Source organism: Bacteroides sp. MSSM.1001136sp1_RTP21357st2_D2_RTP21359_211015 (assembly GCF_040913205.1).
GTDB classification, from domain to species: domain Bacteria; phylum Bacteroidota; class Bacteroidia; order Bacteroidales; family Bacteroidaceae; genus Bacteroides; species Bacteroides ovatus.
Genome location: NZ_JBDFVF010000011.1, coordinates 32,162 through 46,479, shown reverse-complemented (window position 1 = coordinate 46,479; position 14,318 = coordinate 32,162). Strand labels below are relative to the sequence as shown.

Genomic DNA, 14,318 nt, shown 5'->3' with positions numbered 1-14,318 from the left:
AAATAAGAACATTTCTTCCGTCAAATAGACCTTTTTTTGTCTTGAAATCACTCCTACCTTTGCCCCGCTCAATTCAATAGGATTTAAGGTATGAGATTAATGAAAAAAGGCACATTGACGCTCTTTCTTTTATTGGCTATCAGTATTCCGCTCAGTGCGCAGTATGTGGTACAAGGGGTGGTGACTGATTCTCTGACCAAAGAACCTTTGCCTTATGCATCTGTACGCTTAAAAGACACGACCGAAGGAACTACTACCGGAAGCGACGGACGCTTTTACTTCAAAACCCACCGCTCCGAAGCAGTGCTTGTAATCTCTGTAATCGGATATAATGACTATGTCCGCACCATTCGCCCTGCCCGTAATGCATCCTATAAAGTAGCGCTTGCGCCTACCGAATACGCGCTTGGTGAAGTGGTAGTCAAACCCAAACGTGAGCACTACCGGAAGAAAGATAATCCTGCTGTGGAATTTGTCCGCCGTATGATTGAAAGCCGTGACAACTACTCTCCCTACGAGAAAGACTTCTGGCAACGCGAACGTTATGAAAAGACCACCTTTGCGTTGAATAACTTCGATGAAGAGAAACAGAAAAAATGGCTATATCGTAAATTTGATTTCCTGACGGAATATGTAGATACTTCTGCCGTTACCGGTAAACCGATTCTGACGGTATCAGCCCGTGAACTGCTTGCCACAGACTATTACCGGAAATCTCCCCGTTCCGAGAAGCAATGGGTGAAAGGACGCAAACAGGCCGGTGTCGATGAGTTTCTTTCTAAACAAGGGATGCAGGCAGCCATCAATGAAGTCTTTAAAGACGTCGATATCTACGAAAACAACATTTCCCTGTTTACGAATAAGTTTGTCAGTCCCTTGTCCCGTATCGGCACAGGCTTTTATAAATATTACCTGATGGACACGTTGCAGATTGCCGGAGAGCCTTGTGCAGACCTTGCTTTCACGCCTTTTAATTCCGAGTCTTTCGGTTTCAACGGACACCTGTATGTGACGCTCGACTCTACTTACTTTGTTAAACGTGCCGTATTCAACTTTCCCAAAAAGATAAACCTGAACTTTGTAGACTACATGTTGCTCGAACAGGAATTTAAGCGCGCTGAAGACGGCACACGCCTGCTCGATCATGAAAGTATCACTGTTGAGTTTAAACTGACCGAAGGACAGGACGGTATTTTTGCCCGCCGGGTAGCGGATTACAGCAACTACACCTTTACGCCGACTGCCGAAGCCGACAAAGCCTTCACCAAACCCGAACGTATTATTGAAGAGACGGAAGCCCTGTCGCGTCCCGAAACATTCTGGGCGGAGAATCGTCCGCAAGCCGCCATCTCCCAGCAGGAAAACTCGGTAGACCGCCTGATGACACAATTACGCAGTTATCCGGTGTATTACTGGACGGAGAAAGTGCTTTCCATTCTCTTCACGGGATATATTCCTACCTCCAAAGAAGCGCCACTTTTCTATATCGGCCCGATGAATGCCACTATCAGCGGTAACACATTGGAAGGCCCCCGTATCCGTGCCGGAGGTATGACTACCGCCTGGCTCAATCCGCACCTGTTTGGCAAAGGATATGTGGCTTACGGGTTTAAAGATGAAAGAGTGAAAGGATTGGCGGAACTGGAATATTCTTTCAAGAAGAAGAAAGAATACGCCAATGAATTTCCCATCCATTCATTGAAATTGCGTTACGAATCAGATGTGAACCAGTATGGACAAAATTACCTGTATACAAGCAAAGACAATGTGTTCTTGGCCTTGAAACGTGAGAAGGACGACCGTATCGGCTATTTCCGGCAGGCGGAGATGACCTATACCAATGAGTTTTATTCCGGCTTTTCTTTCCAGTTGACAGCGCGTACACGGAAAGATGAGTCCTCCTACCTGATTCCTTTTTTAAAGAAAGAAGGAGATACCTACACCCCGGTAAAAGATTTCTCTATCAGTGCCGCAGAGTTGAAGTTGCGTTATGCTCCGAATGAGAAATTCTTCCAGACTCAATGGAACCGTTTTCCCGTATCGTTGGATGCACCGGTGTTTACCTTGTCTCATACCATTGCCGGAAAAGGAGCGTTGGGCAGCGATTACACTTACAATCATACCGAAGCCGGTATTCAGAAACGCTTCTGGTTTTCCGCGTTCGGCTATACGGACGTTATACTAAAAGCAGGTAAAGTGTGGGATAAAGTACCTTTCCCGTTGCTTATCATGCCTAATGCCAACCTTTCTTATACCATCCAACCGGAATCTTACTCGTTGATGAATGCGATGGAGTTTATGAACGATGAGTATTTCTCGTGGGATGTTACTTATTTCCTCAACGGATGGCTGTTCAACCGGGTACCGTTGTTGAAAAAACTTAAATGGAGAGAAATAGTTTCCTGTCGTGGATTATATGGACATTTGAGCGATAAAAACAACCCGGCTTTGAGTGACGGTTTGTTCGCTTTTCCGATAGAGAACACACAAACAATGGGAAAAACACCTTATGTGGAGGCGGGTGTCGGTATTGAAAACATTTTCAAGGTGTTACGTTTGGACTATATCTGGAGGCTCACTTATCGTGATTCGCCCGGGATTGACAGATCAGGCTTGAGAATAAGTCTCCACATGACCTTTTAAAAGTTAAATCCTGCTAATTGCAATGTTTATATGACAAATAAAGACCGTATTAGTAATTAATTAATCTTATTTTTGCATCAATTTTAGTTTAATTTTAATAGAATAGAAATGAAACAAGAAATTAAACCCGCTACCGGGCGTCTTGGCGTATTGGTAGTTGGAGTGGGTGGTGCGGTAGCTACCACGATGATTGTAGGTACACTAGCCTCTCGCAAGGGACTGGCAAAACCGATAGGATCTATTACACAGTTAGCCACAATGCGCATGGAGAACAACGAAGAAAAACTCATCAAGGACGTTGTGCCCTTGACGAATTTGGAAGACATTGTTTTCGGAGGATGGGATATTTTCCCGGACAACGCATACGAAGCTGCTATGTACGCCGAGGTTTTGAAAGAAAAAGACCTGAATGGAGTAAAAGAAGAGTTGGAAGCTATCAAACCGATGCCGGCTGCTTTCGATCACAACTGGGCAAAACGTCTGAACGGTACACACGTGAAGAAGGCTGCTACCCGTTGGGAAATGGTAGAACAACTTCGTCAGGATATCCGCGACTTCAAAGCTGCTAACAACTGCGAACGCGTAGTGGTGCTTTGGGCTGCAAGTACTGAAATTTACATTCCGCTGTCTGACGAACACATGTCACTCGCTGCTTTAGAGAAAGCAATGAAGGAAAACAATACAGACGTGATTTCTCCGAGTATGTGTTACGCGTATGCTGCTATTGCAGAAGACGCTCCGTTCGTAATGGGTGCTCCTAACTTGTGTGTGGATACTCCTGCTATGTGGGAATTCTCTAAACAAAAGAATGTACCTATCTCCGGTAAAGACTTTAAGAGTGGTCAGACATTGATGAAAACCGTATTGGCTCCGATGTTCAAAACCCGTATGCTGGGTGTGAACGGTTGGTTCTCTACCAATATCCTCGGTAACCGCGACGGTGAAGTGCTTGATGATCCGGACAACTTCAAGACAAAAGAAGTCAGCAAGCTGTCTGTAATCGACACTATCTTCGAACCGGAAAAATATCCGGATCTCTACGGAGATGTTTATCATAAAGTACGTATCAACTACTATCCTCCCCGCAAAGACAACAAAGAAGCATGGGACAACATCGACATCTTCGGATGGATGGGCTACCCGATGGAAATCAAGGTGAACTTCCTTTGCCGCGACTCTATCCTTGCAGCTCCTATCGCTCTTGACCTTGTGTTGTTCAGCGACTTGGCAATGCGTGCAGGTATGTGTGGCATCCAGACTTGGTTGTCATTCTTCTGCAAGAGCCCGATGCACGATTTCGAACATCAGCCCGAACACGACTTGTTTACACAATGGAGAATGGTAAAACAGACATTGCGTAACATGATTGGTGAAAAAGAACCTGATTACTTAGCTTAATCAGTAACCCCAAATAATAAGTTGAGATTGAGATTTACCATCCTATAAAGACTGGTGGATGCTCAACCTCAACTTTTACTTTTTTATTGTACAAATTCCCCATTCGTTTGGGGGACTCGTGACACAACCGACTCGTAGTTTGTAATTAGTAATTAGTAATAAATGAAGCGTCCTCCCTTTCTACCTGTTTTTATAGGCACGGGCTTTGGCTCCGGTTTTTCTCCTTTTGCTCCCGGCACGGCTGGGGCGTTACTGGCTTCTATCATTTGGATTGCACTTTATTTTCTCTTTCCTTTCTCTTGGGTATTATGGCTGACTGCCGCTTTGGTGATTGTATTTACATTCGCCGGCATTTGGGCTGCCGATAAGCTGGAGACTTATTGGGGAGAAGATCCTTCGCGTGTGGTAGTGGATGAGATGGTGGGAGTGTGGATACCGTTGTTGGCCGTTCCCAATGATGACAAATGGTTTTGGTATGTGATTGCGGCTTTTGCCCTGTTCCGTATCTTTGATATAGCCAAGCCGTTGGGCATACGCCGTATGGAAAGCCTGAAAGGTGGAGTAGGTGTGATGATGGACGACGTTTTGGCGGGAGTGTATAGTTTTATTTTGTTAGTGGGAGCAAGATGGGTGATTGGCTGAAAAGAGTTGCACGGATGATTTCCCAGAAAGGTGGCATCTTCATGTTCTTGAGGGCGCAGCTTTCTGCTCAAATGGCAACTATTGCAGACTTTCTCGTTACGATTCTTCTGGTCAGGCTATTTGAAGTCTACTATGTATATGCCACCCTGGCGGGGGCTATTTATGGAGGAATCGTCAATTGTGTTATCAACTATAAATGGACCTTTAAATCGAAAGGAAAGAAAACGAATGTCGCTGCAAAGTTTATCCTTGTATGGATTTGCAGCGTTTGGTTAAACACGTGGGGTACGTATGCACTGACGGAATCATTAGCGAAGATTCCCTGGGTACGCGACACGCTTAGCCTGTATTTCGGAGATTTTTTCATTATTCCTAAAGTGGTAGTGGCAGTCATCGTGGCACTGTTCTGGAACTATAATATGCAACGCTTTTTTGTTTACCGGAATATAGATATAAGAAGTTTGTTCGGAAAAAGAAACTGAAAAACGGATTGAAAAGACTGATGAGAAAACGAAAGAATTAGATATATACAGATTGAGAAAACAGAAGATTTAGATAAAAATAGCTATAAACAGATTTAAACAGATGAATTACAGAGATTATTTACAACAGTTGATTTATAAGATTATCAATCCCCTGATACGCGGAATGATTAAAATTGGAATCACTCCTAACTTTATCACCACTACCGGATTTATCCTGAATGTAGTAGCGGCAGGTATGTTTGTATATGCCGGCATATATGGCGGACAGAACGATTTGGCCATTATCGGCTGGGCAGGAGGTGTGATTTTGTTTGCCGGACTGTTCGATATGATGGACGGACGTGTAGCTCGCCTAGGCAACATGAGTTCCAAGTTCGGTGCGCTTTACGATTCAGTACTCGACCGTTACAGTGAATTGATGACTTTCTTTGGTATCTGTTACTATTTATCAATGAAAGATTATTTCCTTTATGCACTCATTGCATTTGTGGCACTAATCGGCTCACTGATGGTAAGCTACGTGCGTGCCCGTGCCGAAGGCTTAGGAATTGAATGTAAAGTCGGATTCATGCAACGTCCGGAACGCGTAGTGCTGACCAGTCTCGGAGCTTTGTTCTGTGGCGTTTTCAAAGATATCACCGTTTTCGAACCAATCCTGATTATGATTGTTCCTCTGGCTTTTGTTGCCCTGTTTGCCAATATCACGGCATTTGCTCGTGTGAGACATTGCTACAAAGCGATGAAAGAATGAATTAATTTATTGTTGGACGATTTACTATTTACATCGTACATCCTAAATAGTACATCGTAAATAGTCCAATAGTAAATAGTCTAGTTGTCTAATCAAAACATTATAATGATAAAGAATATTCAAATGCCGTCGAAGAGAGAAGCCCTGACTGTGACAGTCATTATGGCTCTTTTCCTTTTGCTGACAAGTATCTTCATCGGGCTTCGTTCCGAGCACCTGTTAATGGCGGTACTCTATTTAGTTTTATTTTTTGCCGGATTACCTACTCGTAAGTTGGCTGTGGCCCTGTTACCTTTCGCCATTTTTGGAATCTCGTATGACTGGATGCGTATTTGCCCCAACTACGAAGTGAACCCGATTGATGTGGCCGGACTGTATAATCTCGAAAAGTCTCTTTTCGGAGTAATGGATAATGGTCTTCTGGTTACTCCTTGCGAATACTTCGCTGCACACAACTGGCCGATAGCGGACGTTTTTGCCGGAATCTTCTACCTTTGTTGGGTTCCCGTTCCCATCCTGTTCGGTCTTTGCCTGTATTTCAAGAAGGAAAGAAAAACCTACCTTCGCTTTGCGTTAGTATTCTTGTTTGTCAATTTGATTGGTTTTGCCGGTTATTATATTCATCCGGCCGCTCCGCCTTGGTATGCCATCAACTACGGTTTCGAACCGATATTAAACACACCGGGTAATGTTGCAGGATTGGGACGCTTTGATGCATTCTTCGGAGTAACCATCTTTGATTCTATCTACGGGCGTAATGCTAATGTTTTTGCGGCAGTGCCTTCACTGCACGCGGCCTATATGGTAGTTGCATTGGTGTATGCCATTATTGGTAAATGCAGGTGGTATGTGGTTACTCTTTTCTCTATTATCATGGTCGGCATTTGGGGAACAGCTATTTATTCATGCCATCATTATATCATTGATGTATTACTTGGCATCTCTTGCGCGTTAATCGGTTGGCTGGTATTCGAATACATATTGATGAGAATCCCGGCGTTCAAAAGATTCTTCGAAAGATATTATACGTATATAAAGTAAGATTATATGTGAATAAAGTGAGATATATACCCATACAAAAAGCAAGTATATACTCATATAAAAGCAGATATATACCCATATAAAAAATAGATATAAGTCTCACAAATAGTGAAGAACAAGTACCGTAATATATTTCTCGCTTTTGGTATCATTGCCGTTCTGATAATGATATTCACTTTTGATATGGATTATCAGGAGCTTTGGCTGAATTTGAAGCGTGCAGGGGTATATTTACCTTTGGTTTTGTTGCTATGGCTGTTTGTCTACCTTATTAATACAGTATCGTGGTACATCATCATCCGTAGTGGTGGTAAGACGGGGGTTTCATTTGTCCGGCTCTACAAATTCACAGTAACAGGTTTTGCGCTTAATTACGTGACTCCTGTTGGGCTGATGGGAGGCGAACCATATCGTATTATGGAGCTGAAACCCTATATAGGAATAGAACGCGCCACCTCTTCCGTGATTCTTTATGTGATGATGCATATCTTTTCCCACTTTTGCTTTTGGTTAAGTTCAGTGTTGCTTTACGTTTGTCTCTATCCGGTGGGGTGGATGATGGGGATAATCTTAGGAGCTATTACTGTCTTTTGCTTGCTGATTGTTATTCTTTTTATGAAAGGCTATCGGCAGGGGATGGCTGTGGCTTTTGTCCGTATGGGTGGTCGTATTCCTTTTCTGAAAAAGAAAGTATTTCATTTTGCAAATGCGCATAAAGAGAAGTTGGAGAATATAGACAAACAAATTGCCCTTCTCCACCAACAAAAGAAACAAACCTTTTATAGCGCCCTCTTACTGGAATATATCGCCCGTGTAGTCAGTTGTCTTGAAATATGGCTGATACTGAACGTGCTGACCACCCATGTCAGCTTTGCCGACTGCTGCTTGATTGCGGCTTTCTCTTCTTTACTTGCTAATCTGCTGTTTTTCCTGCCTATGCAATTGGGAGGTCGTGAAGGTGGCTTTGCCCTCGCCGTAGGCGGCCTTTCCCTTTCCGGAGCTTACGGAGTCTATGCCGCTTTGATTACCCGTGTACGCGAAATGGTCTGGATTGTAATCGGACTTGTACTAATGAAAGTAGGAAATTTTAAACAATCAAAAGAAAGATATTCTGCTTAAATTTATAACTTTGTCTGATCTATAAAGACTCTTATGAAGGGCTCTATAAAAGAACTTATAGAAAAACTTGTCAAAGGAGTTCTATTTGGATCTATAGAAAAGACTGACGAAAAGACCTATAAAGAAAACGACAATGAATAATTTTATCTTTTACAGCCCTACTGAATTCGTGTTCGGTCGGGATACGGAAGCGCAGACTGGAGTGTTAGTACAGAAATACGGTGCACGCAAAATAATGATTGTTTATGGTGGTGGCTCTGTGATACGCAGCGGATTATTGGCTCGTGTTGAGAAATCATTGCAGGAAACAGGTATTCCCTATTGTATGCTGGGCGGTGTACAGCCTAACCCGATAGACACGAAAGTGTATGAAGGAATCGACCTCTGCCGGAAAGAAAACGTAGACATGATGCTCGCCGTTGGTGGTGGCTCTGTGATTGATACGGCGAAAGCCATTGCAGCCGGAGTTCCTTACAACGGAGATTTCTGGGATTTCTACATCGGAAAAGCCATTGTGACGAAAGCATTGAAAGTAGCCGTTGTGTTAACGATTCCTGCTGCCGGAAGCGAAGGTTCCGGTAACACCGTCATCACGAAAGTCGATGGCTTACAGAAATTAAGCCTCCGTGCTCCCGGTGTATTGCGTCCTGTTTTTGCCGTGATGAACCCCGAGCTGACCTACACACTTCCTCCTTTCCAAACCGCCTGCGGCATTGCCGATATGATGGCACACATCATGGAACGCTATTTCACCAACACGAAAGATGTAGAAATAGGCGATCGCCTGTGCGAAGGTACACTGCTTGCCATCATCAAAGAAGCAACCACCGTCATGAAAGAACCTGAAAACTACGGAGCCCGTGCCAATCTGATGTGGTGCGGAACGATCGCCCACAATGGAACCTGTGGTGTAGGTTGTGAAGAGGACTGGGCTTCCCACTTCCTCGAACATGAAATCAGCGCCATCTATAACGTGACTCATGGTGCCGGACTCTCCGTAATCTTCCCTGCCTGGATGACATGGATGACAGAACACAATGTGGATAAGATAGCCCAATACGCCATCCGAGTGTGGGGAGTGGCAGAATCAGACGATAAAAAGGCGGTAGCCCTTGAAGGAATTTCCCGTCTGAAATCCTTCTTTACTTCCATCGGCCTGCCTGTGACCTTCAAAGAACTTGGCATTGAGAATCCCGACATCGACCGCCTTGCAGATAGTCTGCACCGGAATAAAGGTGAATTGGTAGGCAACTATGTCAAATTAGCGAAACAGGACAGCAAAGAGATATACCGTCTGGCATTATAAAAAAAACAGATATAACCGACAGCTGCATCATTTGCCTTTTGATAGAGGATAAATGATGCAGTTATTCTTTTTGCTATTGATTAATACCTAAACAGAAGCAAAAAGATTTTGCTTTAATTATATTTTGGTATAATAGTTGTGTAAAATACCTAAAATTCGTGATTGCTCCGTCTATCATATAAGAATACTTTTGCGGGTGTAATAACTATATATATCCGTTATGCAAAAGCTAAATTCCGGGGCTTTGAATAGAATCTTATTGTTTGTATACATTTTATCACTATCTACTAATGCAATAGCCCAAAACAAAAATAATTCAAAAGAGACATATCTTCTTCCTCCACACGGAAATTATGTTTATGGCCGGGTGATTGAGAAACTCTCTAAAGAACCGATGGTAGGAGTGACGATTCGTTTGGATGGTCATTCTACTGGTGTAATTACCGATATAAACGGTTGCTATGTATTGACCCTGCCCGAAAAAGGCGGTCTGGTTATCTATTCTTACATCGGTTTTGAAACCCGTAAAATCAAAGTCACTTCCCGGCAGAAAGTCGATGTGCAGATGGTAGAAGCTACCGAAAGTATTCAGGAAGTGATTGTAACCGGCTATAACTCCATACAGAAAGAAAGTTTCACAGGAAATACCACAAAGATAGAGAAAGAAGACCTGTTAAAAGTCAACCCGAACAACCTGATTTCGGCCATTCAGACTTTCGATCCCTCTTTCAGAATACAGGAGAATCTGGCTGCTGGTTCCGATCCCAACAGCCTGCCTCAATTCGTCTTGCGTGGTCAGACCGGTATCGGAGAAACGACACTTGGGCAGACCTCCACCTCCTCCATTTCGCGGGAAGTGCTAAGCGGTAATTCCAACCTGCCTATCTTCATACTGGACGGCTTTGAAGTCGATGTAGAAAAGATATACGACCTCGATATGAATAGCATCCACAGCATCAATATCCTGAAAGATGCTGCCGCCACTGCCATGTACGGTTCACGTGCGGCCAACGGAGTAATTGTCATTGAACGGCGTGCGCCTGAAGCCGGAAAGTTCCGTGTACAGTATTCCGGAGTACTTTCTGCCGAACTGCCGGATTTATCCTCCTACAATCTGATGAACGCCCGTGAGAAGCTGGAAACCGAACGCCTGGCAGGACTATATGACAGCAACACCCCGGAAATAGACCCCTATACCAACGGTTACTACCAACGACTCAATAATGTACTGACAGGTGTCGATACCTATTGGCTTTCTCAAGGACTACGCACGGCTCTGAACCATAAGCACTCCGTTTTCATAGACGGTGGAGAAAACGACGTGCGCTGGGGAGTGGAACTGGGATTCAGAGGAACGGAAGGAGTGATGAAACACTCTTCCCGTAAGAATGCCAATGCCGCTTTTTATGTAGACTACCGCATTGGCGGACTACAAATAAAGAACAAAGTGACCTACACTTATAACAAAAGTACAGATGTCCCCTTCAATTCATTCAGCGATTACTCCCATTTACTTCCTTATATGCGTCTGTATGATGAAAATGGCGATTATGTGCGCCGTCTCGAAAAGTTCGACGGGGCTAGCGGCACACAAGTAAATCCACTGTACGAAATCAACTTCTACAACAGCTTCGACCATTCCGGTTATGATGAAGTAACCGATGATCTTAGTCTGAATTGGCGTATCACCGACGGTCTGCGTCTGCGCGGTCAGTTTTCCGTCCTGATGAGAAATTCTACCGGTGATCTGTACAAAGATCCCGCATCGGCCAGTTATTCAGCCAGTACAGGCAACATCAATGGTGAAAAAACAGAATCCACACAAAAGAGAACAGTGATAGACGGAAGCCTGTCACTCATGTACAACAATACCTTCAAGGGACACAATCTCAATATCTGCTTGTCCTCCAACATGAGACAAACGCAGAGCACTGCTTCCGAAACACGTTACCGGGGATTCCCTGGTGGCGACCTTGTCTCTTCAAACTATGCGGCAGAAGTATACGGAAAGCCCAGCAGCTCCGACAATACCACCCGCTTGGTAGGAGCCTTGCTCACTTCCAACTACACCTACAACAATATCTATCTCGCCGACCTTACAGGACGTATCGACGGTTCTTCCGAATTTGGTTCCGATAAAAGATGGTCCATGTTCTGGTCAACAGGAGCAGGAATCAACATTCATAATTATGATTTTATGAAGTCGAATGAACTCTTTTCCATGTTGAAGTTCCGTGCCTCCTACGGACTGACCGGAAAGACCAACTTCTCCCTCTATTCGGCCAAAGATATGTATCAGCTGCAAACAGACAGCTGGTATCCCACAGGCTACGGTGTATTCCTCTATCAGATGGGAAATCCGAACCTGAAATGGGAACGTAAATACACCCTCGACTATGGAGTTGAAATCGGACTGTGGCACGATAAAATCTATCTGAAAGCCTCTGCCTACGACGAGCGTACCATCGACCTGATAACCGATTATACCATCCCTTCCTCTACCGGATTCACTTCCTACAAAGAAAACATGGGAAAGGTGAAAAACACCGGCGTCGAACTGGAACTGCGGGCACGATTTTACAGTGACAGAAACTGGCTCTTCCAGCTCTACGGCAGCTTTGCAAGAAACAAAAACACGATTGTTGAAATCTCCCAGGCAATGCGCGACTATAATAAAAGAGTGGAAGAACTGTTCAGCGGATATAACCCCGAAAGCAGCTCCGATTCAAAATATGCTAAAACATACCTGAAATATTACGAAGGAGCCTCTCTGACCTCTATCTACGGGATGAAGTCATTGGGAATCAGCCCCACAAACGGCAAAGAAATCTACCTTCGCCGGAATGGTGACGTTACCGATGTATGGTCTGCCGACGAATGGACCATCATTGGCGATACAGCTCCCAAGGGACAAGGCTCATTCGGTTATACCCTGTCCTATAAACAGTTATCCATGTTTGCTTCTTTCCTCTATACTTTTGGTGGAGATGCTTACAACAATACCCTCGTCTCCTATGTAGAGAATGCCGACATTAAAAATGACAATGTAGATAAGCGGGTATTGCTCGACCGTTGGCAGAAACCGGGAGACATAACCACCATGAAAGATATTCGTGACCGTAATGTCACCACCGGCGCATCTTCGCGTTTTGTACAGAAAAACAATACCCTGCAATGGAGTTCATTAACAATGAGCTACAATTTCCGTCCCGAACAATTAAAGAAACTCCATCTGTCCGACCTGCGTCTTTCGTTCACGATGAACGACCTGTTCTATTGGTCTACCATCCGTCAGGAACGGGGACTGGATTATCCTTATTCGCGTTCATTCAATCTGACTACTAACATCATATTCTAACCATACAAATGAAGAAACTAATCAGCCATATACTAATAGCCCTGACAGGAATGTTAGCCGTTTCCTGCAATGCCTGGCTGGACGTAACGCCCGACAATGCGATTGCCGACGACGATCTGTTTTCCACCGGTTTCGGCTACCGGAATGCCCTGAATGGTATCTACACCAATCTGGCGTCCGACGAACTTTACGGTAAGCAACTAAGCTGGGGATTCCTTAGTGCCATCTCCCAGCAATACAATCAAAAGGCCGGAACCATCTCTCCGATGTATGCCGACGCTTCCGAACTTATCTATAACACGGTCGACACCGAACCCGTCGTGACAGCTATCTGGGAAAAAGGCTATAAAGTGATAGCCAACCTGAATAAGCTCATCGAGAACATCCGGCCCACGGACATCTCTTTGTTCGAATACGGAGAAGAAGAGAAAAACCTCATTTACGCCGAAGCCTTGTCATTAAGAGCCATGATACATTTTGACCTGCTTCGCTTGTTTGCTCCTGCAACGGCAACCAATCCTTCGGGCTCCTATCTTCCTTACCGCGATAAATACGAAGCCGCAGTGGTAGAAAAATGCACTGTTACCGATTTTATCGAGAAAGTCCTGAAAGACCTGCTCGAAGCGGAAGACATTCTGCGTAAGTTTGACACCGAATACCATCCCGAAGCGATGTACGCTTCACAAATGTACGAACCTACTCCCGAATGGAATGCCCGCTACCGCTTCAACTCCGGTTCCTATATAGACGATATGGGAGCATTCTTCTGGTATCGTGGCATCCGCTTCAACTATCTGGCATTGCTGGGGTTGAAAGCCCGTGTCTGCATCTATGCCGGTCCTGCCTACTACAAGAATGCCGAGACAGCCGCCAAAGAACTTTACAACACCTATTACCAGCAGAAACGGTGGATAGGCTTTACAGAAGGAGAGAACATTACCTGCAATCTCAATTCCCGATATACAAAAGTCTCCCACGACATATTGTTCGGCTTGTACAAGAAACAGCTGGCTACGGATTATGAACAGGCCGTATGGGGCTCTTCCTCTTCTTCGTCAACCACCCGTTTGCCGTTGGCAAATATCCCTTCCCTGTTTGCTTCGGACAACACGGGTGTATATACCGACTATCGGCTCACCTACCTGATCGGGACTACCAATGAAACCCAGTCGAAGTATTACACACTGAAGTATAACCCTTCCGTAGAATCAGTAGTAGAAGCAATGGAGAATCCGATGATACCAGTGATCCGGTTCAGTGAAATCTGTCATATCCTGGCGGAGATCAGTAGCTATAATGGCAAGATAACCGAAGGAATCAACTACCTCGAAACAGTTCGAAAAGCCCGTGGAGCTGAACGTACCCTTAGTCTGACAGTCAGCACCCGTGAACAACTGGATGCCGAAATACTGCTCGATATACGGAAAGAAATGATAGGCGAAGGTGGAACCTTCTACACCTACAAACGGATGAACCTCTCCACCGTGCCCGATTCCGACGAGGAAGGAGAAATCAACATGACAGGTTCTTATGTACTTCCATTGCCTACCAGTGAAACAACCAACTAATGCCCGG

10 protein-coding genes are annotated in these 14,318 nt (G+C 44.6%); all 10 read left to right on the top strand.

The genetic code is table 11. The features are described from left to right. Positions 1 to 90 precede the first annotated feature (90 nt). The 10 genes from AB5217_RS09175 to AB5217_RS09130 all read left to right on the top strand — a co-directional run bounded on the left by AB5217_RS09175 (position 91) and on the right by AB5217_RS09130 (position 14,311). Positions 91 to 2,643 carry a DUF5686 and carboxypeptidase-like regulatory domain-containing protein gene (locus tag AB5217_RS09175; RefSeq protein WP_032843283.1) on the top strand — a complete coding sequence of 851 codons (2,553 nt, stop codon included), beginning with the start codon at positions 91 to 93 and terminating at the stop codon, positions 2,641 to 2,643. Between the two features lie 108 nt (positions 2,644 to 2,751). Then, entirely contained in the window at positions 2,752 to 4,041 is a 1,290-nt protein-coding gene (locus tag AB5217_RS09170; RefSeq protein WP_004300682.1) for an inositol-3-phosphate synthase, read from the top strand. Positions 4,042 to 4,203: 162 nt separating this feature from the next. Next, positions 4,204 to 4,683 (top strand): phosphatidylglycerophosphatase A, encoded by a 480-nt coding sequence (locus AB5217_RS09165; RefSeq protein WP_004311319.1) that lies wholly within the window; start codon positions 4,204 to 4,206, stop codon positions 4,681 to 4,683. 14 nt (positions 4,684 to 4,697) lie between these two features. Next, positions 4,698 to 5,165: a GtrA family protein gene (locus tag AB5217_RS09160; RefSeq protein ID WP_004304217.1), complete on the top strand. Its 468-nt coding sequence runs from the start codon at positions 4,698 to 4,700 to the stop codon at positions 5,163 to 5,165. A 103-nt stretch (positions 5,166 to 5,268) separates the two neighbouring features. Then, positions 5,269 to 5,919, top strand: coding sequence for a CDP-alcohol phosphatidyltransferase family protein (locus tag AB5217_RS09155; RefSeq protein ID WP_004304216.1), 651 nt, complete (start codon positions 5,269 to 5,271; stop codon positions 5,917 to 5,919). Positions 5,920 to 6,042: 123 nt separating this feature from the next. Beyond that, positions 6,043 to 6,960: a phosphatase PAP2 family protein gene (locus tag AB5217_RS09150; protein WP_004326585.1), complete on the top strand. Its 918-nt coding sequence runs from the start codon at positions 6,043 to 6,045 to the stop codon at positions 6,958 to 6,960. A 108-nt stretch (positions 6,961 to 7,068) separates the two neighbouring features. After that, positions 7,069 to 8,079, top strand: coding sequence for a lysylphosphatidylglycerol synthase transmembrane domain-containing protein (locus tag AB5217_RS09145; protein ID WP_032843285.1), 1,011 nt, complete (start codon positions 7,069 to 7,071; stop codon positions 8,077 to 8,079). 133 nt (positions 8,080 to 8,212) lie between these two features. Then, positions 8,213 to 9,385, top strand: coding sequence for an iron-containing alcohol dehydrogenase (locus AB5217_RS09140; protein WP_008644673.1), 1,173 nt, complete (start codon positions 8,213 to 8,215; stop codon positions 9,383 to 9,385). Positions 9,386 to 9,605: 220 nt separating this feature from the next. Continuing rightward, on the top strand, positions 9,606 to 12,743 hold the full coding sequence (locus AB5217_RS09135) for a SusC/RagA family TonB-linked outer membrane protein (protein ID WP_070782845.1): 3,138 nt from the start codon (positions 9,606 to 9,608) through the stop codon (positions 12,741 to 12,743). Positions 12,744 to 12,751: 8 nt separating this feature from the next. Further along, complete coding sequence (locus tag AB5217_RS09130) at positions 12,752 to 14,311, top strand: RagB/SusD family nutrient uptake outer membrane protein (protein ID WP_070782847.1); 1,560 nt, start codon at positions 12,752 to 12,754, stop codon at positions 14,309 to 14,311. Positions 14,312 to 14,318: the final 7 nt, after the last annotated feature.

Excerpts from the sequence above, each read along its gene's own strand:
- AB5217_RS09175 (WP_032843283.1), top strand. The coding sequence starts at position 91 with ATGAGATTAATGAAAAAAGGCACATTGACGCTCTTTCTTTTATTGGCT.
- AB5217_RS09170 (WP_004300682.1), top strand. The coding sequence starts at position 2,752 with ATGAAACAAGAAATTAAACCCGCTACCGGGCGTCTTGGCGTATTGGTA.
- AB5217_RS09165 (WP_004311319.1), top strand. The coding sequence starts at position 4,204 with ATGAAGCGTCCTCCCTTTCTACCTGTTTTTATAGGCACGGGCTTTGGC.
- AB5217_RS09160 (WP_004304217.1), top strand. The coding sequence starts at position 4,698 with ATGATTTCCCAGAAAGGTGGCATCTTCATGTTCTTGAGGGCGCAGCTT.
- AB5217_RS09155 (WP_004304216.1), top strand. The coding sequence starts at position 5,269 with ATGAATTACAGAGATTATTTACAACAGTTGATTTATAAGATTATCAAT.
- AB5217_RS09150 (WP_004326585.1), top strand. The coding sequence starts at position 6,043 with ATGCCGTCGAAGAGAGAAGCCCTGACTGTGACAGTCATTATGGCTCTT.
- AB5217_RS09140 (WP_008644673.1), top strand. The coding sequence starts at position 8,213 with ATGAATAATTTTATCTTTTACAGCCCTACTGAATTCGTGTTCGGTCGG.
- AB5217_RS09135 (WP_070782845.1), top strand. The coding sequence starts at position 9,606 with ATGCAAAAGCTAAATTCCGGGGCTTTGAATAGAATCTTATTGTTTGTA.
- AB5217_RS09130 (WP_070782847.1), top strand. The coding sequence starts at position 12,752 with ATGAAGAAACTAATCAGCCATATACTAATAGCCCTGACAGGAATGTTA.